17 protein-coding genes are annotated in these 21,754 nt (G+C 73.1%); 12 read left to right on the top strand and 5 right to left on the bottom strand.

The features are described 5' to 3' along the window. The first annotated feature begins 28 nt into the window (after window positions 1–28). From ACIBCJ_RS12825 to ACIBCJ_RS12810, 4 genes are all read left to right on the top strand, one after another. Window positions 29–1,075 carry a sugar ABC transporter permease gene (locus ACIBCJ_RS12825; protein ID WP_362093952.1) on the top strand — a complete coding sequence of 349 codons (1,047 nt, stop codon included), beginning with the start codon at window positions 29–31 and terminating at the stop codon, window positions 1,073–1,075. A gap of 7 nt (window positions 1,076–1,082) precedes the next feature. Then, complete coding sequence (locus tag ACIBCJ_RS12820) at window positions 1,083–1,922, top strand: carbohydrate ABC transporter permease (protein ID WP_362094133.1); 840 nt, start codon at window positions 1,083–1,085, stop codon at window positions 1,920–1,922. Window positions 1,923–1,966: 44 nt separating this feature from the next. After that, on the top strand, window positions 1,967–3,325 hold the full coding sequence (locus tag ACIBCJ_RS12815) for a GH1 family beta-glucosidase (protein ID WP_362093955.1): 1,359 nt from the start codon (window positions 1,967–1,969) through the stop codon (window positions 3,323–3,325). 164 nt (window positions 3,326–3,489) lie between these two features. Further along, on the top strand, window positions 3,490–5,376 hold the full coding sequence (locus tag ACIBCJ_RS12810; protein WP_362093959.1) for a discoidin domain-containing protein: 1,887 nt from the start codon (window positions 3,490–3,492) through the stop codon (window positions 5,374–5,376). 190 nt (window positions 5,377–5,566) lie between these two features. Here the strand turns inward: ACIBCJ_RS12810 and ACIBCJ_RS12805 are convergent, their stop codons facing one another. Next, on the bottom strand, window positions 5,567–5,956 hold the full coding sequence (locus ACIBCJ_RS12805; protein WP_365978026.1) for a hypothetical protein: 390 nt from the start codon (window positions 5,954–5,956) through the stop codon (window positions 5,567–5,569). Between the two features lie 25 nt (window positions 5,957–5,981). Then, the gene (locus tag ACIBCJ_RS12800) at window positions 5,982–6,701 is read right to left on the bottom strand and encodes a hypothetical protein (protein ID WP_365978024.1); all 720 of its coding nucleotides are present in this window, start codon (window positions 6,699–6,701) and stop codon (window positions 5,982–5,984) included. A 310-nt stretch (window positions 6,702–7,011) separates the two neighbouring features. On the opposite strand from ACIBCJ_RS12800, the gene ACIBCJ_RS12795 reads away from it, so the two are divergent. Further along, the gene (locus ACIBCJ_RS12795; protein ID WP_365978023.1) at window positions 7,012–7,797 is read left to right on the top strand and encodes an SAM-dependent methyltransferase; all 786 of its coding nucleotides are present in this window, start codon (window positions 7,012–7,014) and stop codon (window positions 7,795–7,797) included. A gap of 186 nt (window positions 7,798–7,983) precedes the next feature. Further along, window positions 7,984–9,027: an alpha/beta hydrolase family protein gene (locus ACIBCJ_RS12790; RefSeq protein ID WP_365978022.1), complete on the top strand. Its 1,044-nt coding sequence runs from the start codon at window positions 7,984–7,986 to the stop codon at window positions 9,025–9,027. Window positions 9,028–9,142: 115 nt separating this feature from the next. Here the strand turns inward: ACIBCJ_RS12790 and ACIBCJ_RS12785 are convergent, their stop codons facing one another. The 3 genes from ACIBCJ_RS12785 to ACIBCJ_RS12775 all read right to left on the bottom strand — a co-directional run bounded on the left by ACIBCJ_RS12785 (window position 9,143) and on the right by ACIBCJ_RS12775 (window position 11,156). Beyond that, window positions 9,143–9,703, bottom strand: coding sequence for a pyridoxamine 5'-phosphate oxidase family protein (locus ACIBCJ_RS12785; RefSeq protein ID WP_365978021.1), 561 nt, complete (start codon window positions 9,701–9,703; stop codon window positions 9,143–9,145). Between the two features lie 176 nt (window positions 9,704–9,879). Then, the gene (locus ACIBCJ_RS12780; RefSeq protein WP_365978020.1) at window positions 9,880–10,800 is read right to left on the bottom strand and encodes a hypothetical protein; all 921 of its coding nucleotides are present in this window, start codon (window positions 10,798–10,800) and stop codon (window positions 9,880–9,882) included. Further along, window positions 10,797–11,156, bottom strand: coding sequence for a hypothetical protein (locus tag ACIBCJ_RS12775; RefSeq protein ID WP_365978019.1), 360 nt, complete (start codon window positions 11,154–11,156; stop codon window positions 10,797–10,799). Before ACIBCJ_RS12775 ends, ACIBCJ_RS12780 begins: the two co-directional genes overlap by 4 nt. A 379-nt stretch (window positions 11,157–11,535) precedes the next feature. On the opposite strand from ACIBCJ_RS12775, the gene ACIBCJ_RS12770 reads away from it, so the two are divergent. The 6 genes from ACIBCJ_RS12770 to ACIBCJ_RS12745 all read left to right on the top strand — a co-directional run bounded on the left by ACIBCJ_RS12770 (window position 11,536) and on the right by ACIBCJ_RS12745 (window position 21,683). Then, on the top strand, window positions 11,536–15,063 hold the full coding sequence (locus ACIBCJ_RS12770) for a CHAT domain-containing protein (protein WP_365978018.1): 3,528 nt from the start codon (window positions 11,536–11,538) through the stop codon (window positions 15,061–15,063). A 31-nt stretch (window positions 15,064–15,094) separates the two neighbouring features. After that, a complete protein-coding gene (locus ACIBCJ_RS12765) occupies window positions 15,095–16,288 on the top strand; it encodes a tetratricopeptide repeat protein (RefSeq protein WP_365978017.1) in 1,194 nt (397 codons plus the stop codon). A gap of 104 nt (window positions 16,289–16,392) precedes the next feature. After that, window positions 16,393–16,959 (top strand): GNAT family N-acetyltransferase, encoded by a 567-nt coding sequence (locus ACIBCJ_RS12760; RefSeq protein WP_362093991.1) that lies wholly within the window; start codon window positions 16,393–16,395, stop codon window positions 16,957–16,959. A gap of 124 nt (window positions 16,960–17,083) precedes the next feature. Next, on the top strand, window positions 17,084–18,592 hold the full coding sequence (locus ACIBCJ_RS12755; protein ID WP_365978016.1) for an ABC transporter substrate-binding protein: 1,509 nt from the start codon (window positions 17,084–17,086) through the stop codon (window positions 18,590–18,592). Between the two features lie 3 nt (window positions 18,593–18,595). Beyond that, window positions 18,596–20,407: an ABC transporter permease subunit gene (locus ACIBCJ_RS12750; RefSeq protein WP_365978015.1), complete on the top strand. Its 1,812-nt coding sequence runs from the start codon at window positions 18,596–18,598 to the stop codon at window positions 20,405–20,407. A 1-nt stretch (window position 20,408) separates the two neighbouring features. Then, window positions 20,409–21,683 carry an MFS transporter gene (locus tag ACIBCJ_RS12745; protein ID WP_365978014.1) on the top strand — a complete coding sequence of 425 codons (1,275 nt, stop codon included), beginning with the start codon at window positions 20,409–20,411 and terminating at the stop codon, window positions 21,681–21,683. Window positions 21,684–21,754 lie beyond the last annotated feature (71 nt).

The raw sequence follows: 21,754 nt of genomic DNA, 5'->3' as shown, positions 1-21,754 counted from the left end.
CGACTCCGACACGGACACGGACCTCGCCATGACCACCACGACCGCCTCGGCGCAGCCCGGCGAGCGGACGGTCGGCAAGAGCTCCCCCGGGACGGCGCGCGGACCCCGCCGCCGTCCCGGGCGGATCCGCCGCATCGGCCTGCCCTACCTGCTGCTCCTGCCGGCCCTGCTCCTCGAACTCCTCGTCCACCTGGTGCCGATGGTCATCGGCATCGTGATGAGCTTCAAGGAACTCACCCAGTTCTACATCCGCGACTGGACCACCGCCCCGTGGACCGGTGTCGACAACTTCACCATGTCGGTGGACTTCGACGCCCCCGTCGGCGAGGCGCTGCTCCACTCCTTCCTGGTGACCTGCGCCTTCACGATCCTCTCCGTCGGCCTGTGCTGGCTGATCGGCACCGCCGCCGCGATCTGCATGCAGGACGCCTTCCGCGGCCGGGGACTGCTCCGCGCGATCTTCCTGGTGCCGTACGCCCTGCCGGTCTACGCGGCCGTCATCACCTGGGCGTTCATGTTCCAGCACGACAACGGCCTGGTGAACCACGTGCTGCACGACCAGCTCGGCCTCACCGACAAGCCCTCCTTCTGGCTGATCGGCGACAACAGCTTCATCGCGCTGCTCGTCGTCTCGGTGTGGAAGGGCTGGCCGTTCGCCTTCCTCATCGTCATGGCCGGCCTGCAGAACATCCCCAAGGAGCTGTACGAGGCCGCCGCGCTGGACGGCGCCGGGGTCTGGCAGCAGATCCGCCGCATCACCCTGCCGTCGCTGCGTCCCGTCAACCAGGTCCTCGTCCTGGTGCTGTTCCTGTGGACGTTCAACGACTTCAACACGCCGTTCGTCCTGTTCGGCAAGGCGGCGCCGGAGGCCGCCGACCTGATCTCCATCCACATCTACCAGTCGTCGTTCGTCACCTGGAACTTCGGCACCGGCTCCGCCATGTCGGTTCTGCTGCTGCTGTTCCTGCTGGTGGTGACGGGCGTGTACCTGTTCCTGACCTCCAGGACCCCACGCGGCCCGCGGGCCCCCCGGCGCGCCCGGAACACCCAGGAGAGGAAGACGGCCGATGTCTAGGTCCCCGATGGCGGCGCCGCGCTCCTTCATGTGGACCCGCCGCGTGTTCCTGACCCTGCTCACCGGCTTCGTCCTGCTGCCGGTGTACGTCATGGTCTCCAGCTCGCTGAAACCCCTCGAGGACGTCTCCAGTCAGTTCCACTGGCTGCCGAGCGGCCTCACCGTCCGCCCCTACATCGACATCTGGTCGACGGTCCCGCTGGCGAAGTACTTCGTGAACTCGCTGATCGTGGCCGGTGCGGCGACCGTCTGCTCCGTCGTGATCGCCGTGTTCGCCGCCTACGCGGTCAGCCGCTACGAGTTCCGCGGCAAGCGCGTCTTCTCCGTGACCGTCCTGTCCACGCAGATGTTCCCCGGCATCCTGTTCCTGCTGCCCCTGTTCCTGATCTACGTGAACATCGGCAACACCACCGGCATCGCCCTGTTCGGCTCCCGCGGCGGCCTGATCCTCACGTACCTGACCTTCTCCCTGCCGTTCTCCATCTGGATGCTGATCGGGTACTTCGACTCGGTGCCCCGCGACCTGGACGAGGCGGCCCTCGTGGACGGCTGCGGGCCGCTGCGCGCCCTGTTCAGGGTCGTGGTGCCCGCGGCGATCCCCGGCATCGTCGCGGTCGCCGTCTACGCCTTCATGACCGCCTGGGGCGAAGTCCTCTTCGCCTCCGTCATGACCAACGACGCCACCCGCACCCTCGCGGTCGGCCTCCAGGGCTACTCCACGCAGAACGACGTGTACTGGAACCAGATCATGGCCGCCTCGCTGGTCGTGAGCGTCCCGGTCGTCGCGGGCTTCCTGCTCCTCCAGCGCTACCTCGTGGCGGGCCTGACGGCCGGAGCTGTCAAGTGACCGCAACGCCCCCGCGCCCCCACACCCAACCCGAAGGGACCTTCGTGACCATCGACTTCGCCGCACTCCCGGACGACTTCCTGTGGGGCACGGCCACATCGGCGTACCAGATCGAGGGAGCCGTCGCGGAGGACGGACGTTCGCCGTCGATCTGGGACACCTTCTCGCACACCCCGGGGAAGATCGACAACAACGACCACGGCGACGTCGCCTGCGACCACTACCACCGCACCCACGAGGACATCGAGCTGATGCGGCGGCTGGGCACCAACGCCTACCGCCTCTCCGTCGCCTGGCCCCGTGTCGTACCGGGCGGCGACGGCCCGGTCAACGCCAAGGGCCTGGCCTTCTACGACCGGCTCGTCGACGACCTGCTGGCGGCCGGCATCACCCCCTCCGTCACCCTCTACCACTGGGACCTGCCGCAGGTGCTCCAGGACCGCGGCGGCTGGCCCGAGCGCGCGACCGCCGAGCACTTCGCGTCGTACGCCTCCGTCGTCGCCGAACGGCTCGGTGACCGCGTCCGGCACTGGGCCACCCTCAACGAGCCGCTGTGCTCGGCCTGGATCGGCCACCTGGAGGGCAAGATGGCCCCCGGCTGGACCGACCTGACCGCGGCCGTCCGCACCTCCTACCACCTGCTCCTCGGCCACGGCCTCGCGGCGGCGGCCATCCGCGCGGCGGCCCCGGACGCCCAGGTGGGCATCGTCAACAACCTCTCCACCATCCACGCGGCCACCGACCGCGAGGAGGACCTGGCCGCCGCCCGCCGCATGGACGGCCACACCAACCGCTGGTGGCTGGACCCGGTCCACGGCCGCGGCTTCCCGGAGGACATGCGGGAGGTCTACGGCGTCGAACTCCCCGAACAGCCCGGCGACATGAAGCTGATCGGCGCCCCACTGGACTGGCTGGGCCTGAACTACTACTTCCCCCAGACCGTCGCCGACGACCCCACCGGACCGGCACCGCACGTCCGCACCGTCCGCCGCGTCGGCGTCCCGCGCACCGGCATGGACTGGGAGATCGACGCCGGCGGCATCGAGGACCTGCTGCTGCGCCTGACCGACGAGTACGGGGCGCGCAAGCTGTACGTCACCGAGAACGGTTCCGCCTTCCCCGACGTGATCCGCCCCGACGGCACGATCGACGACCCCGAGCGCCAGGAGTACCTGACGGCCCACCTCGCCGCCTGTGCCTCCGCCGCCCGCAGGGGAGCCCCGCTGGCCGGCTACTTCGCCTGGTCGCTGCTGGACAACTTCGAGTGGGCGTACGGCTACGACAAGCGCTTCGGGCTGGTCCACGTCGACTACGCGACGCAGGCCCGCACCATCAAGGGCAGCGGGCACCACTACGCGGACATCATCGGCCGGGCGCGGGGGAGGGAGCGCAGGGCCGCCTGAGAACCCCGTGGTGGGTCCGGACGCGGGAGTCCTGGCCCACCACGGTCCCCCTCCTCTCCGTCGATCATCATTGATGTCAGGTACACGTCAATTACATGCCGAAGCGGGCGCACTCGCCTCCGCGCGCGACGCGCAGGTTCCCACCGACCAAGGAGAAGAACCGCATGTCATCCCGTACCCCCCGCACCCTCCTCACCGCTCTGACCACGCTCACCCTGCTGGCCGCCGTCCCGTCCCTCACCGCCGTCACCCCGGCCGCCGCCGAACCGTCCGCCGCGGCGGCGGCCTGGGACACCGACCGCGCGGCCGCCGCCTACGCTGCTGCCCCGGCCGCGGTCACCGCCTCGGCCAGCGAGAACGCCGGCACCGCGCCCGGCCTCGCCTTCGACGGCAACGGCGGCACCCGCTGGTCCAGCGACTTCACCGACACCGCCTGGATCCGCGTAGACCTCGGGACGACGATCCGCGTCGACCGGGTGACGCTGGACTGGGAGGCCGCCTACGGCAAGAGATACGTCCTGGAGGCGTCCACCGACGGCACCGCCTGGAAGCCCTTCTACACGGAGACGGCCGGCTCCGGCGGATCGGTCACCGCGCACACCTACCCGCAGGAGGTGCGGGCCCGCTACGTCCGCATGCGCGGCATCGAACGCGCCACCCCCTACGGCTACTCCCTCTACTCCTTCAAGGTCTACGGCGGCGAACCGGCCCCCGCGTCCAGCGCCCGCACCAACCTCGCCCTGAACCACCCCGCGTACTCGAACGTCTACCAGCACGCCGGCAACTCACCGGCGTTCGTCACCGACGGCGGCCGCCCCGCCGACCTCAGGGGCGACGCCACCCGCTGGTCCAGCGACTGGAACGCCGACCGCTGGGTCTCCGTCGACCTCGGCGCCACGTCGACCGTCGACACGGTGGACCTGTACTGGGAGGCGGCCTACGCCGTCGACTACGAACTCCAGGTCTCCGACGACAACCGCACCTGGCGTACGGTGTACCGGCCCTCGGCGGCCGAAGTCGCCGCCCGCCGGGCGGACGTCAAGGCCCCGGGCGAGGCCACCGGCCGCCACGACACCGTCCGCCTCCCGCAACCCGCGACCGGCCGCTACGTCCGCATGCTCGGCAAGGAACGCCGCTCCTTCTACAACCCGGCCCCGGCCACCGCCCAGTTCGGCTACTCGCTCTACGAGTTCGAGGTCTGGGGCACCGGAGGCAGCGCGGCCGCCGCCTACCCGGCGCTGCCCGGCGAGCAGTCCGGCGCCTACCGCACCACGTTCTTCGACGACTTCACCTCGACCGCGCTGGACCGCGGCAAGTGGCGCGTCGTCCGCACCGGCACCGAGATGGGCTCCGTCAACGGCGAGTCGCAGGCCTACGTCGACTCGGCCGACAACATCCGCCTGGAGAACGGCGCCCTGGTCCTGCGCGCCAAGCACTGCAAGGGCTGCACGAAGGCAGGAGGCGGCACCTACGACTTCACCTCCGGCCGCATCGACACCAACACCAAGTTCGACTTCACCTACGGCCGGGTCAGCGCCCGCATGAAACTCCCCGTCGGCGACGGCTTCTGGCCCGCCTTCTGGCTGCTCGGCAGCAACGTCGACGACCCCTCCGTGTCCTGGCCCGCCTCCGGCGAGACCGACATCATGGAGAACATCGGCTACGGCGACTGGACCAGCACCGCCCTGCACGGCCCCGGCTACTCGGCCGACGGCAACATCGGCGCACGCCAGGTGTACCCGGGCGGCGGCCGGGCCGACCAGTGGCACACCTACGCGGTGGAGTGGACGCCGACGGGCATGAAGTTCTCCGTCGACGACCGCGTGGTCCAGGAGACCACCCGCAACAAGCTGGAGTCGACGCGCGGCGCCTGGGTCTTCGACCACAACCAGTACGTCATCCTCAACCTCGCGCTCGGCGGCGCCTACCCGGCGGGCTGGAACAAGGTCACCAGCCCGTACTGGGGGCTGCCGCAGTCCAGCGTGGACCGGATCGCGGGCGGGGGAGTCCAGGCGGAGGTGGACTGGGTGAGGGTGGAACAGAAGGGGTGACCCGCCGGGGAGTGGTGCGGCGGCGTGTCCGGTGCCCGTGAACGGGGGACGGCGACGGGCAGGGACGCGCCGGCCTCGACCGCACCCGTTGGACCGGCAGGGCCGCCGGACACCCCCGAGGGAATCCGACGGCCCTGCCGCGGCCCGTGGCGGGGCCGCCCGGTGGTGGGCGGCCCGGTGAGGCGGCCGTTCAGCCGGCGGCCGACATGACCGCACCGAGCAGCGCGGGCACGACGACGAGTCCCGACACCCGTGCCGCCGTGCGGTGCGCGCCCCGCGTGGTGAGCCTGCGCACGGCGAAAGAGGCCACGAGAGCGAGCGGGAAGACGACGAGCGCGGCCTCGTCGATGCCGACGCCGCCCCCCGTGAGGCGTCCGGCGCCGACCATGGCCACGGCTCCGGCGAGCAGTGCGAGCAGCACCGACCCGGCGCCGAACCAACGGCGTTCGAGGTACTCGACGGCCCTCCCGGCTCCGGCGCCCGCCAGTCCGACCCGTACCGCGCTCACCACGGCCGAGCCCAGAACGACGCCACCCGCGACGAGGACCGCCCACTGCAGTGCGACAGCGACTGTGTGCATGATGCGACTCCTTGACCTACGCCGTTCACCAGCAGTGCTTGATGACCTGGTCCACACCGAGGATCTCGGCGGCGATCGCTCCGATGCCCGTGCCGCTTTCCTCGAAGACCTCCATGATCGCCTTCTTGAAGCTCTTCTTGCCGCGCTTCTTCTTGTCCTGGATTTTCTTGACGACCTTCTTGATGCCGCCGAGCTTGTCGATGGCCTTCTTCACCTTGTAGATCTTGCCGATGGCCAGGATGTTCGACCCCACGGCCAGCAGGATGCCCCGGGCACAGCCGCCGGCGCTGAAGCTCATCGGCTGGACGAGGCCGCCGGTGGCCGAGGAGCCCCCCAACCGGTCCCGAAGCCACTGCTCGGTGGCTGCCCGCCCCTGAGCCAGCACCTCGTCGGGAATCTCGGTGATGAGACGGAGCGCCTCCTCGAGCCCGGCGAGAGCGGCCTCGTCGTCGAGGCTTTCCAGTCCGTCGAGGCCGTCGAGCCCTTCCGACCCGGCCGGCCCGCCGCGTGCCCCGAGGGCGGGTGCGGACGCGAGCGACGCGAACGCAGGCGTTGCCGACCCCGCAGTGTGCGGCGCCGGGGCGCTCCGCTCGGCGGCGTTCGCGCTCGCCAGCGGTGCCGCCACACCCAAGGCCACCGCGGCCGCGGTGAGGGCGGCGACCTCGCGCAGCCGCTTCCTGCCGCCGCGTCCATGGCCGTCGCGCACGGCAGTCGGGCAGGTTTCGTGCATGGATGACGTGGTCACGTCTTCCCCCTGTTTCGAACTCCGGTTACGAGTTTCGTTTGTCTTACGGCGCGTCCGGTTTCCCGCGCCTCCGCGCCTCCCCACGAAACCGCTGGTCAGGCGGTCACGTCGAGGGCGCAACGGGAAGATCATTACTTGTGGGTACGCTTCGGGACAAGTTCTTGAGCGAGATCTGAGCCTCCTCCGGACCCGCCCATGCGTACCCCGGCAAGGCCGCATGCTCCAGCAGCCGGCAGCACCACGGGAAGGGCCGGGGCGATCCGGATAGGCTGACGACCCGTCGGCGTCCAAGCGTTCGGAGGAGCGTCCTGTGACCATAGGTGCACCCAGGCCCCACATCGACACGAGCAAGCCGCACCCGGCCCGTGTCTACGACTGGCTGCTGGGCGGCAAGGACAACTACCCCGTCGACCAGCAGGTCGGTGAGACGCTCCCGGCGGAGGCGCGGGGCAACGCGGCCCGGAACCGGGCGTTCATGCATCGCGCGGCGGCCTGGCTGGCGAAGAACGGCGTCGACCAGTTCCTGGACATCGGCACCGGCATCCCCACCGAACCCAACCTGCACCAGATCGTGCAGGCGATCAGGCCCGACGCCCGGATCGTCTACGCGGACAACGACCCGATCGTCCTGCGCCACGCCGAAGCGCTGCTGACCAGCAGCCACGAGGGCGCGACCGACTTCATCCTCGCGGATGTGCGTCAGCCCGAGGCGATCCTCGAACGCGCCCGGGAGGTCCTGGACTTCGACCGTCCCATCGCTCTCTCCCTGATCGCCCTCCTGCACTTCCTGCCCGACGACGAGGACCCCTACCGCCTCGTGCGGACCCTCATCGACGCGCTCCCCGCGGGCAGCCACCTGTTTCTCTCGCACGGCACCGCGGACCAGCACCCGGAGTTGAAGCAGGAGACCGAGGCCGCGTACAAGAAGGGTGCGATCCCGTTGCGGATGCGTACCCGCAGCGAGGTCGAGCCCTTCTTCGCGGGACTGCAACTGGTCGCGCCCGGCCTGGTGTTCGCCACCGAGTGGTACAAGGAGGACCCGGCGCCGGTGCGGGAGCGCAGCGGCTTCTACGTGGGCGTCGCGCGGATCCCGTGAGCAGATCGGGCCGCCCGGAGGGGACGATCCCTGCCCCTCCGGGCCGCCTTGACGTGAGCCGGCCGGCCCCGACCTCCACTGACACGGGCCCCGACCGCACACCGCACACCGGCCACCGCTGCCGTACCCCTGCACCGCACTACCGCACCCCCGCACCACGACCAGCCACCCACCGAGGGAGCCGCCGTGTTCGCGAACGTGCCCACCGTCCTGCGCCCCCCGCGCGCCAGAGTCCTCCTGGTCCTCGCCGTCCTGTTCGCCGTCCTCGCGCCGACGGCCCCCGGAGCGCTGGCCGCCGGGCAACCGGACACCGGCCGCCACCCCGGCGCCGGTGCCGAAGTCGTCGCCGTCACCCAGGTCGCGGACCGACAGGTCGACCTGTTTGTCCGGTCCACGGCCCTGGGCGGCCGTACGGTCGGCGTCCGCCTCCTCACCCCCGACGGCTGGAGCCCCCAGGACCGGGGCGGCCACCGACAGCACTGGCCCACCCTCTGGCTCCTGCACGGCTGCTGCGGCGACTACACGTCGTGGACGAGCATGACCGACGTGGCGGAGACGGAGAGCCTGCGCGACGTCCTGGTGGTGATGCCCGAGGCCGGCTGGAACGGCTGGTACAGCGACTGGTGGAACTACGGGGAGGGCGGCGACCCGGCCTGGGAGACCTTCCACACCGAGGAGCTGCGCCGGCTCCTGGAACGCGACTGGGGCGCCGGGAGCGACCGTGTGGTGGCGGGCCTGTCCATGGGCGGCCAGGGCGCCCTGCTGTACGCCGCCCGGCATCCCGGGATGTTCAAGGCGGCGGCGGCCTACTCCGGCTCCGCCCACCCCCTCCTGAACACCGAGTCGGTCGACCGCATCATGGGCCTTTTCGCCGGCCAGGGCAACGACCCGCTCCGCGTCTGGGGCGACCCGGTGGCCCAACGCCGGATATGGCAGGCACACGACCCCTTCCACCTCGCCAAGCGGCTGAGGCCGATCCCGGTCTACCTGTCCTGCGGCGACGGCACCACCGGCCCCCTGGACCCACCGGGCGCCACGAGCGCCCTGGAGGCCGACTTCAACCGCCAGAACCACGCGCTCGCCGCCGAGCTGAACCGGGTGGGCGCGCGACACGTGACGACGAACTTCTACGGCCCGGGAACCCACGGCTGGGCCTACTGGGAGCGGGAACTGCACGCCTCACTGCCGATGCTGCTGGGGGCGCTGGGCACCAGGCCCGGCACCGGCTGACCTAGCCACCCGTACGAGAACGCGGACGGGTGAGCCCGAACCCCGCTGCCCGTGCCGGGACGTGGGCGCGACACCGGTGCGTCGCGCCCACGCCCCTACGTCTCCCCGCGGCGCCTCAGAACGACCACCGCGTATGGCTGTAGACCCCGTCGTCCCGGCCGAAGCCGTACGCGGTGACAGGGGCCACGGCGAACAGCACCGCGTTTCCGCTCCGCATGGCGTCCCCGATGCCGTGGAAGGTGCCTTCGGCCGAGGTGATGTGCGCCCCGTACTTCTCCTCGTACGCGGCGATCACCTCCTCCAGCACCGCTGGATCCCCGACCCGCTCCGCCTCGCCCTCGACGACCAGGTCAAACCCCTCGGTGAGCGAATTGGAACCCGTGAGCAGCGCACAGTGTGCGTCATGGGCCAGGTTCCTGGCCTTCTGCTCACCCGGCCCCGTGGAGAAGTACAGCACGCCGTCGTGCCAGGCCGCGATCGCCGGCGTGATGTGCGGCCCGCCGCCGGGGCGCACCGTCACCACCCAGTAGATCTCGGCGGCGGCCACGCGCCCGCGGGCGTCGGCCCACTCCGTGGCGGTGACGCCCGCGGCGCCCGGGCGGGGATTGAGTGCGGAGCTGTAGCGGGCATCGAGCTCGGTCGTGGGTCGCTGGACGTCGGGTCGTTCCATGGGCATGGTGTGTCTCCTCGCTCTCGTCCACACAACGACTGCCGGGCGGACCGGACATCATCGGTACGCCGTCCCCCTTTCGCCGCGGGGCCGGTCCGGGCCCGGGGACGCGGGCGACGGCGTCGGAAGCGGCGTCCTGGCCGACAGCACCACCCTCAGCACCACCCCGACCGCCTACGCGGTTATGCGGTGCCCGGCTCCTTGCGCAGCAGCCGTGTGAGACGCTCGCCGAGCGCCCGGTCGTCGACGCCCTCGTGCTCGACGCCCAGCGCTGCCGCCAGGTCCCGTACGTGCAGGTCGGCCAGGGCTTCGGTGAGTTCGGCGAAGGCGTCCGCGGCCGCGCCACCGCGCCGTACGCCCGAGGCGACGGCGACGACCCCGGCCAGGGCCGCGGGCCACCACCACAGACCCATCACCAGATACCCGGCGCCCCAGGCGCACAGGCGTGCCGACGCGGTCAACCGGAGACGGGCGGCCTGCAGTTCGCCGCGGGTGCCGTCGGCGGCCAGGAGCCACAAGTGGGGCCAGGCGGCGGCCAGGTCCAGCCCGTTGGCCCGCCACAGACGCTGTGCGGGTACGGCGAGCCGGTCGCCCACCGCGAAGGGGTGACGCGGCGGCACCGAGGCGATGCGGTCCCGTTCCGCGTAGCGGTGCTCGGCGATGCCGGTCAGCCGGTCGGCGTCGTCCGATCCCTCGATGCGGGCGCGGCCGGCAGCCACCAGCGCGGTGCGGAACCGCGCGTCGGCCGCACGCCAGCGGCGCAGGCGGCGGTCGGTGAAGAAGCGCAGTACGGGACCGTGCGGCTGCGCGCACCACAGGAGTTCCACACCCGAGCCCAGCAACTGGGCGGCAGCGCCGGTCGCCGCGGCACCGGCCAGCACACCGAGGGCCACCAGGACGACCGTGCCGGCGCTGTGGGCCGCGGGGGAGGCGGACAGCGTGTCGACCCGGTCCCGCAGCCGCTCGACGTCGCACCAGTGTTCGTGCCCCAGCACCGTGGCCGCGGTGGCGGCGGCGAGGAAGAGTAGTCCCGGCAGGGCCAGTGCGGCCAGCCAGCGTTCGGCGATGCGGCCGCCCAGTGCGCTGAGGAAGGCGCTGGTCACCGGAGGGGGACCGTGCGCAACGGCTGGTCGAAGATCCGGCATCCGGGTCGCGGGGCGTCGTCGCCGGGGGCCTCCACCCGCCCGCAGTGCCCCCGCGGACACGCCAGCACATGCAGGGCCGGGTGCGCGGGCCCGGAAACCGGGAGGCGCTGGTAGGCGGGCGTGAGCGGTGTCGGGGTGGTGCGGTAGGAGCCCAGACCCGCGCTGTGCCCGGCCGCGAGCAGCTCCTCCTCCAACTCGTCGAAGGAGTCGTCGAGTTCCTCGGGGGCCCGGCCGTCACGCAGTTCGGCGGTGATGGACTCGACGAGCCGCACCCCTCGCTCACCGAGCACGAGCGACTCCGACGCGTCCGTCATCCGCCGGCACAGTTCGCCCAACCGGGCGTGTCCGCCTGGCAGCCCGCCTCGCCCGCCGGTTGCGCTCTCCACCGTTCCCCCTCGGACGCCGGATGTCGGTCGGCCGCGATTGTACGTCGGCCGTCGCTGCCGTCTGTGATCGTCAGCCGTCAGCCGTCAGCCGTCAGCCGTCAGCCGTCAGCCGTCAGCCGTCAGCCGTCAGCCGTCAGCCGTCGGCTGTCAGTCATCAGCCGCCGTGCGGGTCGTCTTCTCGACCAGCCTCCTTTGCCGCCCTTCACCGTACGCCGTCGGGTGCGACGGCCCGTTCGCTATCGTGAGCAGGGTCCGCGCAGCGCCAGGAGACTTCGGCCGGGCGGCCGAAGACCGGGGGAGGGCATGGGTGTTCGAGGCGGGGCACACTCGGCCGGCGAACGGGCCGGACTACGGACCGGACGAGGGATCGCGCGCCGACCGGCTGCTGTCCCACCACCTGCGGACAGGTGACCCTCAGGTCCTCGACCAGGCGATCGCCCTCTACCGGGAGTTGCTCGCCCGGGCGGCCCCGACGGCCCCGGCCACCGCACGGGCGGCCGCGCTGGCCGCCAACCTGATGGTCGCCCTCCAGAGACGCTACCAACTGCTGCGGCGCCCGGACGACGTGGAGGCCCTGGTCGATCTGGGCCGTGAGCGCACGGCCCGCGATCCGGTCCGCCCGCAGGACGTACGGCTCCTGGGCCTCGCCTACCAGCAACGGTTCGCGCTCTACGGCCGGCCCGAGGACCTGGACCGCGCGGTGGAGACGTTCGACCGGGCGGCCCGCCTGCCCCAGGAGGCGGAGACCGCCGCGCAGTCGCTCGGCGCACTCGCGGAGGTGCTGCACACACGGCACCGGATCGCCGTCGACCGCGGTGCGGCCCCGTCGGGCCTCGGGACACCGGGACCTCGTGCCGCGGGACCGCCGCCCGGAGACACCGCCGTACCACCTCCCACGGATCTCCTGCGCGCGACGGACGCCCAGCGGCGCGCACTCCACGTGCTGCCGGACGCCTCGGGCGAGCGCCCCGGTTATCTGAGCAACCTGGCCGCCATGCGGCACGACGCGTACCGGTTCGACGGTGATCCGGGCGCCCTTCGTGAGGCGCTCGACCTGTGGCATGCCGTGCTGGACGCCCTTCCCCACGGTGAGCCCGCCCGTCTTCTCGTCCTGCGGAACCTCACCCAGGTGCTGCGCGACTGGCACGAGCAGGCGCCCGAGGAGGCTCACCGATCGGAGATGCTGCGGATCCATCGGGCGGCCCTGGCCGAATGCCCGCCCGGCCACCAGGACCGCGCCGAACTGCTGGCCGGCCTCGGCGTCGCGCTGCGCCTGGCCGCCGAGGCCACCGACGAGCCGGCGTCGCTGGAGGAATCCGCGGCCCTGCTGCGTGAGGCCCTGCCGCTCTTCCGCCCCGGCACCCCGGAACACGCCAGGAGGCTGAACAGCCTCGGCAACACCTTGCACAGACTGGCCCAGCGAACCGGGGACGCGGTGCTGCTGGACGAGGCCGTCACCACCCTCCGCGCCGCCGTCACCGAGGAGGAACCCGGCACGGACTCGTACGCCGCGTCCCTGGCCAACCTCGCCGTCACCCTGCGCGAACGCGCCCTGCAGACCGACGACCTGAGTTCCCTGCGGGAGGCCGCCCGACTGGCCAGGGACGCGCTCCACGCATCGAGGAACGCGGCCCCTCTCCAGGCCGTCCGACTCACCAATCTGGGGGTGGTCCTGCAGAGCTGGCACGACGCGACCGGCGACGGCACGGCACTCGACGAGGCGATCGACGTGGCTCGCCGGGCACTCGCGCTGACGGCTGCGACGGACCAGCCCCGTGCCGACCGCCTGAACGCCCTCGCCAACGCCCTGCGGGCCCGCTTCGCGTCCACCGCCGACCCGGCCGACCTCGACGAAGCCGTCGACCTGCTGGAGCAGGCCGTCCAGCGCATCCCCTACGGCGATCCGGCGCTCGCGCTGACACTCTCCAACCTCGGCTCCGCACGGCTCACCAAGCACCACGTCACCGAGGCACCCGGCGAGTTGGAACAAGCCCTCAGTGAGCTGGGCCGCGCCGTGTGGGCCGTCGTCGAGGGCACGTCGGTCCACGGCACCGGTCTGAAGTCGTACGGCGACGCGTTGCGCGCCCTGCACCACCGGGACGGTGACCCTGCCGTGCTCCGGGCCGCCGAGGACGCCTACCGGCAGGCAGCCGGGACCAGATCCCTGCCGGCCTACAAGAGGGTGCTCGCGGCCTGGGAGCAAGGCGCCGCCGCCGCGGACGACGACCGGTGGGAGGAAGCCCTGCCCGCCTACGAACTGGCCCTGCGGATCCTGCCGTACGCCGCCTCCGGCCGCCTGGTCCGCAGCGACCAGGAACGCGGTCTGACCCGGGTGCGCGGGCTGGCCGCCGAAGCCGCCGCGTGCGCGGTCAACGCCGGCCGGCCGGAGCAGGCGGTGCTGCTGCTGGAACAGGGCCGGGGCGTCCTGCTGGGCCGGACCATGGCCACCCGCGACGGACTCGGCCGGCTGCGCGGCGCCCACCCGGCCCTCGCCGACCGGTTCGCCCGGCTGCGGGGACGACTCGACGCGCTGGAGGCCGCCGACGCCGCGGACACCGCCCAGGGCCGGCTTCCGGCCGACACCACCGACCTGCGGCACACCCTCGCCACCGAGCTTGAGCACCTGGTCGCCGAGATCCGCACACGGCCCGGCTTCGCCGACTTCCTCGGCGCACCGTCCCTGCCGTCCCTGCTGGCCTGCGCCGACCAGGGCCCCGTGGTGCTGGCCTACTGCAGCGAGTACCGCAGCGACGCCCTGGTGCTGAGGGACGGCGACGTCGTTCCCGTCCCCCTGCCGCACGCCACCCCGCAGGCCGTCGGCGAACAGGCGGACCGTCTCGACCAGGCACTCGCCGACGCGACCGACCCCGCTCGCGACCGGGCCGCCCAGCGGACCGTCGGCGAGGTACTGGCCTGGACCTGGGACCACGTCTGCGGACCCGTGCTCGACCGGCTCGGGCTGCGCGGACCGACGCCCGACGGGCGGCTGCCCCGGCTGTGGTGGTCACCGGGCGGCGCGCTGGCCTCCCTGCCGCTGCACGCGGCCGGCCACCACGACGAGCAGGGCGCGGCACCGGGCGCGGCACCGGACGGCGGACCCCGCCTCATCCCGACGACTGCCGTGCCGCCACCACGGACGGTCCTGGACCGCGTGATCCCCTCCTACACTCCGACCGTCGGGGCACTCCGCTACGCACGGGCAAGAGCCGCCGCCCCCCGCCCGCACGGACCGATGCTCGCCGTGGCCCTTCCCGAAACACCCGGTGCCCGGCCGCTCGGCGGTGCCCGGCGCGAGGTGGAGGTCCTGCGCGGCCTGCTGCCCACCGAGGTGCTGTACGAGGAGCAGGCCACCTTCGAGCGGGTGATGGACGCCCTGCCCCGCCACCCGTGCGTGCACTTCGCCTGCCACGGGGTCAGCGAGCCCGGCGACCCCTCGAACGGCCGGCTCCTGGTGCACGACCACGCGACCCGTCCACTGACGGTCCGTGCCGTTTCCCACCTCGAACTGCCGGCGGCGCGGCTCGCGGTGATGTCCGCGTGCGAGACGGCACGGAGCGGCGGGGAACTGGCCGACGAGTCCATCCACATCACCTCCGCCTTCCAACTGGCGGGGTACGCCCATGCCGTCGGAACACTCTGGCCGGTGCACGACGCGGTGGCCGTCCGCGTCACCCGGCTCCTCTACGGGGAGCTGTGCACTGAAGGAACCGACGGCGGCACCGAGTTGGACGACACGAGAACGGCGCACGCTCTGCACCGGGCGGTCCTGCGGTGCCGTGCCACGTTCGCGGCCAGTCCCAGTCTGTGGGCGGCCCACGTGCACGCGGGCGCCTGACGACACCGGCAGCTACGAGGAGGCGGTCCCCATGACCCGATGGTGGCGGCGACGAGCCGACGGAGACGACGAGGGCGCCGGCGGACAACCGCCGCGGCCCGCACCGGGGCAGGACCCCTCAGGCGGCCCCGGTCCCGGACACGGACGCCGGCTGGTCGGCGGACACCTCACCATCACGGAGGTCACGGAGGGCAGGCCGGAGCAGGAGATCGCCCGCGTGCAGCTCTCCGCCGAGGAGATCCACACCATGCGCGCCCGGTCCGCCATCGACACCCTGGGCCCCGAACACCCGGACGCACTTGCCGCTATCCGCGAACTCGCCCAGGTCCTCGTGACCGTCCCGGGACGGGGCGAGGAAGCGGTCGAGCTCTACCAGCACGTGGCGCGCACCTGGTGGACCACGCTCGGTGCCCGCCACGAGAACACCCTGCGCGCCTCCGCCGAGCTGGCCGACGCCCTGCACACCACCGGTCAGCTGCACCTGGCCGAGACGGCGTGGCGTGACACCTTCCGCGCCCAGGCGGAGACCCTGGGCCGCGACCACCCGGACGCGCTGCACAGCGCCACCCGGCTCGCGGCGGTGCTGGAAGACCTCGACCGGGCCCCCGAGGCGGAGCCCCTGGTGAGGGACGTCCTCGAACGCCGCATCAGACAGCTTGGCCCGGACCACCCCGACGTCCTGTCCGCCACCAACGCGCACGCCGCCTCCCTGCTCAAGTGCGGCCGTCACGGGGAGGCCGAGCGCGCCCTGCGCTCCCTCGTGCCCCGGCTCGAGGACCGGTACGGACGCGACCACGAGAAGACGATCGCGGCCCGCAGCAACCTCGGCGCCGTCCTGGTCCGACTGGACCGCCACGCCGAGGCGGAAGCGCACATCCGAGCCGTCGTGCGGTCGACGGAGGCGACGCTGGGCACCGACCACGAGACCACCTTCACGGCCCGCAACAACCTCGCGGCCGTCCTGCACGCCCAGGAGCGCTACGAGGACGCCGTACCCGTCCTCCGCGAGATCCTCAGCGGACGCGTCGCACTCCACGGCGACGACCACCCCATCACCGTCGTCACCCGCGACAACCTCGCCAACGTACTGATCGACGCGGGCCACCACGCGGAGGCCGCCGCCCTGCTCGACCGCTGCGTACGCGACTACCGCCGCCTGCACAGCCCGGGCCATCCCCGCCTGCGCGCCGCCGAGGAAAGACTGACCTGGCTGCGCTCACCTTGAGGGAGGCCGGGGAAGGCCGAGTTCCCTCTGCCCTCGCCCGCGGTGTTCGGAGCTTGCGGGACCTGGTTGATCGGCGGATTCGGCTTAATGCGTACGATGTGCAAGTGCGCACCACCGACTACACCATCCGGACCGCCACCCCCGCCGACGTGGCCCCCGCCCGGGCCGTCATGCTCGACACCGTCTACCGGGACTTCGGTACGGGCTACGTCCCCCGCTGGCACGGTGACATCGTCGACCCGGACGGGGCCTATCTGGCGCCGGTCCGGCACACCCTCCTGGTCGCCGTGGACGTGGACGGTGAGGTCGTCGCCACCGGGGCGCTCGACTCCCGTGGGCCCCTGAGCCCTCCGAACCCCGCGCACGTCGCCGAGCGGTTCCCCTCCGGGACGACCGCGCAGTTGCGACGGGTGTACGTGCGGCCCGAGCACCGGCGGCGTGGGCTCGCGCGTCGACTTGTCGACGAGTTGCTGGCGTTCGCGGTCGCCGACGGGGGATACCGGGCCGTGTACCTGCACACCGACCCCGCCGTCACCGGGGCCGAGCCGTTCTGGCGGTCCTTGGCCAAGGTCGTGCACGACGAGCGGGAGGACGCGGGGGGCGGACAGGGGATCGTGCACTTCGAGGTCCCCCTGGACGGGGTGACGGGCGGACGGGGCGGGGACAGGTAAGCGTGAAAATCATTTTCATGTAGGGTTCCGGTGTGCTGCCGCACCTCGTGCGTCGCCGGCTCCTGTCTGCGTCTGCCTGACCGAACCGCTCGAACCGCCCGCCCGACCGATCGATCCGAGGACCATGCGCTCCCTCCGCCCCCGGCTGCTCGCCCCCTTCCTGCTCGTTCCGCTGATAGCCGGCTGCTTCGCGTCCGGAGGCGGCGGCGACTCCGCGTCCGGTGACGGGAGCGACGGTGACGGCGCCCGTCTCCGCGTCGCCCTCGCCTTCCCGCCCGCCGAGAACCTGTCCCTGTACGGCGCCGACGCCACCCTGCTCAGCCGTCTCGGGGTCACCGAGGGGCTCACCGCGCTGGACGCCAACGGCTCCGCCGCCCCCGCGCTCGCCGAGTCCTGGCGCCGGGACGGGGACAAGACCTGGGAGTTCACCCTCCGCGACGCCACCTTCCAGGACGGCGGCGAGGTGACCCCCGCCGCGGTCGCCGCGTCCCTCACCCACGCCACCGGTGCACAGCCCGCCCCCGCCGCGCTCGCCGGTGTCACGCTCAAGGCCGAGGCGGGCGGAGACCGGGTGGTCCGCGTCACCACCACCGCACCCGACCCCGTACTGCCGTTGCGGCTGTCGAGTCCCAGCCTCGCGATCCTGTCCGAGAAGGCGTACGGGAAGAGCGACCGCGTCGATCCCGTCGGTCACGCCACCGGACCCTTCGAGCTGACCAAGGTCGACGGCGCCACCTCCGCCTCCCTCGACCGGTTCGACGACTACTGGGGCGGCCGTGCCCAGGCGGCCGGTGTCGACGCCCGCTTCATCGCCGACGGCACCGCCCGCGCCAACGCCCTGCGGACCGGCGAACTCGACATCGCCGAGGCCGTTCCGGTCGCCCAGGCGGCGTCGCTCGACGAGAAGACCCGGCGCGACACCGCCACCACCCGCACCACCAGCCTGCTGTTCAACGCCTCCTCCGGCCCCTTCGAGGACGCCGGGCTGCGGGCCGCCGCCCGTGCCGCCGTCGACACCTCGGTGTTCGCCGAGGACGTCTACGAGGGGTACGGCGACCCCGGCGCCGGTGTCTACGGGCCCGCCGTCACCTGGGCGGAGGGAAAGCGGACGGCGCCCGTCGGGCGGGCGGCGGCCGAGAAGCCCGGGAAGGGTGACACCGTCACCCTCGCCACCTACGACAACCGGCCCGAGCTGCCCGAGGTCGCCCAGGTGGTCAAGCAGCAGTTGGAGAAGGCGGGGTTCACCGTCAAGCTCACCGTGCGGGAGTACTCGCGGCTCGAAGGTGACGCGCTGGACGGGAAGTTCGACGCGTTCGTGCTCGCCCGGAACACCCTCCTCGACACCGGGGACCCCGTCGCCGTCCTCGCCAGCGACTACACCTGCGACGGCGGCTTCAACATCGCCCAGCTCTGCGACAAGGGCGTGGACCGCGCCGTCGCCGACGCCGAGAAGATCGCCGACACCGCGAAGCGACAGGACGCCGCCATGGCCGCCGAGGCGCGCATCCTCGGCAGCGACGCCGTCGTACCGCTCGTCCACCAGCGCATCATCACCGGCGTCGCCGACTCCGTGCAGGGCGTGATCCTCGACCCGTACGAGCGCACCCTCGTCGGCACCGGCACCCGGCGCTGAACCATGGGGCAGCGGGTGGCCGGCGCCGGGTGGCGGATCGTCCTCGCGGTGGGGCTGGTGTGCGGGATCGGGCTGCTGCCCCGGCTCACGCACACCGACCCGGCGTACACCGTCCTCAAGGCCAGGTCCGCCGAGCGGGAGCCGACGCCCGAGGTGCTCGCCGACATCCGGCGGCAGCTCGGGATCGACGGCGGGCCGCTGCACGTCCTCATCGACTGGTCGGGCGGACTCGTGCGCGGAGACGCGGGGCAGTCGTGGATCTCCGGGGGCGACGTCCTGCCCGGCGTGCTCCAGGCGCTCGGTGCCTCGCTGTTGCTGATGGGGGCCGCGCTGGTCGTCGCCGTCCTCACCGCCGGTCTGATCTGCCTGCGCACGTTGCGGCGGGGGGCGCGGCGGCGGCTCGGCGGGCGGCGCGACGGCGGGAGCGTGTCCGCGGTGCTCGCCTCGCTGCCCGAGTTCCTCGTCGCCTCCGTACTCGCCACCGTCGTCGGGGTGCAGTGGGGGTGGCTGCCCGCGCTGGGCTGGTACGGGCCGCAGTGGACCGTGCTTCCCGCCCTCGCCCTCGGGCTGCCCGCCGGAGCCGTGCTCGGGCGGCTGCTCGACGATCTGCTGCCCGGCGCCTTCGGTGAGCCCTGGGCCCTGGCCGCCGCGGCGCGTGGCCTGCCGGGACGGACCATCGCCCGCCAGGCCCTGCGACGGTGCGTGCCCGCGTTGCTGCCCAACCTCGGGCTGTTCGTCGTCGGGCTGACCGGCGGGGCCGTCGCCGTCGAGCAGGTCTTCGACATCCCGGGGCTGGGACGCACCACCCTCCAGGCCGCGCTCGCCCAAGACCTTCCCGTCCTCCAGGCCGGCACCCTCGCCCTCGTCCTGCTCGCCGCCCTCGCCGCCGGCGCCACCCGCGTCGCCGCCCGGCTGCTCACCGGGCCCGCGCTGCGCGACGGCGCCCTGTCCTCGCTGCACCGGCCCGCACCACCCGCAGGGGGACTGCTCCCGCTGCTCTACGGCGGCGTGCTGCTCGCGGTGATCGGGTGCGGGCTGGCCCGTGATCCGCTCGCCCTCGACACCGGCGAGCGACTGCGGGCGCCCTCCCTCGGCCACCCCTTCGGCACCGACGCCCTCGGGCGCGACCTGCTCGCCCGCGTCGGCCACGGGGCGCTGGACACGCTGCTGCTCGCCGCCGCCATCAGCGCGGCCGCGCTGCTCGCGGGCGTGCTGCTGGGGCTGCTGCCCCGGGTCTCCGCGCCGCTCGTCGACACCGTCAACGCCGTACCGCCCGTACTCGTCGCGCTGCTCGTCACCGCCGTCGCCGGGAGCGGTGCGGCCACTCCCGCGCTCGCCGTGGGCGCCGTCGCCTGGGCGCCGCTCGCCGCGCACACCTCCTCCCTGCTGCGGCAGGAGCGCGCCACGCTGCACATCACCGCCAGCAAGGGGCTGGGCGCGGGGCCGGTGCACCTGCTGCGGCGCGAGTTGCTGCCCGCCGTGGTGCCGCCGGTCCTGCGGCACGCCCTGCTGCGGCTGCCCGGCGTCGCCCTCGCGCTCGCCTCGCTCGGCTTCCTCGGGCTCGGCGCCCAGCCGCCGTCCCCCGAGTGGGGGCTGCTCCTCGCCGAGAACCAGCCCTACGCCGAGCGCGCCCCGTGGTCCGTCCTCGCCCCCGCCGCCGTACTGGCCCTGCTCGGCGCGCTGGCCGTCAGCGCCGCGGGCGCGCTGCGCCGGCCGTCCGGGCGACGTCCCTCGCCCACCCGCGCCGGGGCCGACGAGGACCGCACGGCCGGTTCCGTCCCGGCGACGGACAAGGAACCGGCCGGAGCCCGCTGACATGACGTCCACCTCCACCGAGGAGTCCGGGCGGCCCGGGCGGCCCGGGCGGCCCGTACGGGTATCCGGTCGCCGCACCGCGCGGCTGTCCACGCTGTCCCCGCTGCTGCGCCTGCTCATCCTCACCCAACTCGCCTTCAACATCGGCTTCTTCGCCGTACTGCCCTTCCTCTCCGAGCACCTGGCGCAGTCCGTCGGCATGGCGGGGTGGCTGGTCGGGTTCGTGCTCGGGCTGCGGACCTTCAGCCAGCAGGGGCTGTTCGTGGTCGGCGGCGCCCTCGCCGACCGGTACGGCATCCGGCCCGTCGTGCTCGCCGGGTGCGTGCTGCGGATCGCCGGGTTCGGGTGGCTCGCGTTCGCCGAGCGAACCTGGGCCGTCATCGGCGCCGTCCTCCTCATCGGTTTCGCCGCCGCGCTGTTCTCGCCGGCCGTCGAGTCCGAGGTCGCCCGGCAGGCGGTCGAGTGGGAGGCGGCAGGGGGCGGCGACCGGACCCGGGTGCTCGCGCTGTTCACCGTCGCAGGACAGGCCGGAGCCTTCGTCGGACCGCTGCTGGGCGCGCTGCTGCTCGCCGCCGACTTCCGTACCGCGTGCCTCGCCGGAGCGGGGGTCTTCGTACTCGTCCTCGCGGGGCACGCCCGGCTGCTGCCGCAGCGCATTCCCGGCCGGGTCCAGGTCCGGGTGAAGGGCGGTGCGCGGCTCCTCCTGCGCAACCGGCGCTTCCTCGCCCTGTGCTGTGCCTACGGCGCCTATCTGCTCGCCTACAACCAGCTCTACCTCGCCCTGCCCGCCGAGGTGGAGCGGGCCGCCGGCTCGCAGGCGCCGCTGGCCTGGCTGTTCGCCCTGTCCTCGCTCCTGGTGGTGGGCGCCCAGTTGCCGGTGACCCGGTGGGCGGGGGAGCGGCTGGCGCCACGCCGCTCGATGGTGGCGGGGCTGACGCTGATCGCCGTCGGGTTCGCACTCGTCGGCCTGGCCCGGCCCGCCGGGTGGACGGGGACGGGCGGCCTGCTGCCCGCCGCCGGGTTCGTCGTCCTGCTCACCCTCGGGCAGATGCTGGTCGCGCCCGTCGCCCGCGCCTGGGTGCCGGACCTGGCGGAGGAGGGGCGGCTCGGGCTGTACACGGGGGCGCTGTCCTCGGTGTCCGGGCTGATCGTGCTGGCCGGCAGTTCCGCGACCGGGCTGCTGCTGGACACCGGACTGCCGGTGGCCGCGCCGTGGCTGGCGCTGGCCGCCGTGCCGGTGGTGGCGGCGGCGGTGCTGCCCCGGCGGGGGCACTGACCCGCCGCACCGCACCACTCGTCGCACGGCTCCTTCCCCTTCGAGCGTGCGCTCCGGACGTCGCGCGGAGC

The sequence above is a fragment of the Streptomyces sp. NPDC051136 genome, from assembly GCF_044455745.1.
GTDB lineage: Bacteria > Actinomycetota > Actinomycetes > Streptomycetales > Streptomycetaceae > Streptomyces.
This window is presented reverse-complemented; position numbering and strand designations above follow the sequence as displayed.

Excerpts from the sequence above, each read along its gene's own strand:
- ACIBCJ_RS12825 (WP_362093952.1), top strand. The coding sequence starts at position 29 with ATGACCACCACGACCGCCTCGGCGCAGCCCGGCGAGCGGACGGTCGGC.
- ACIBCJ_RS12820 (WP_362094133.1), top strand. The coding sequence starts at position 1,083 with ATGGCGGCGCCGCGCTCCTTCATGTGGACCCGCCGCGTGTTCCTGACC.
- ACIBCJ_RS12810 (WP_362093959.1), top strand. The coding sequence starts at position 3,490 with ATGTCATCCCGTACCCCCCGCACCCTCCTCACCGCTCTGACCACGCTC.
- ACIBCJ_RS12805 (WP_365978026.1), bottom strand. The coding sequence starts at position 5,956 with ATGCACACAGTCGCTGTCGCACTGCAGTGGGCGGTCCTCGTCGCGGGT.
- ACIBCJ_RS12785 (WP_365978021.1), bottom strand. The coding sequence starts at position 9,703 with ATGCCCATGGAACGACCCGACGTCCAGCGACCCACGACCGAGCTCGAT.
- ACIBCJ_RS12775 (WP_365978019.1), bottom strand. The coding sequence starts at position 11,156 with ATGACGGACGCGTCGGAGTCGCTCGTGCTCGGTGAGCGAGGGGTGCGG.
- ACIBCJ_RS12765 (WP_365978017.1), top strand. The coding sequence starts at position 15,095 with ATGACCCGATGGTGGCGGCGACGAGCCGACGGAGACGACGAGGGCGCC.
- ACIBCJ_RS12755 (WP_365978016.1), top strand. The coding sequence starts at position 17,084 with ATGCGCTCCCTCCGCCCCCGGCTGCTCGCCCCCTTCCTGCTCGTTCCG.
- ACIBCJ_RS12750 (WP_365978015.1), top strand. The coding sequence starts at position 18,596 with ATGGGGCAGCGGGTGGCCGGCGCCGGGTGGCGGATCGTCCTCGCGGTG.
- ACIBCJ_RS12745 (WP_365978014.1), top strand. The coding sequence starts at position 20,409 with ATGACGTCCACCTCCACCGAGGAGTCCGGGCGGCCCGGGCGGCCCGGG.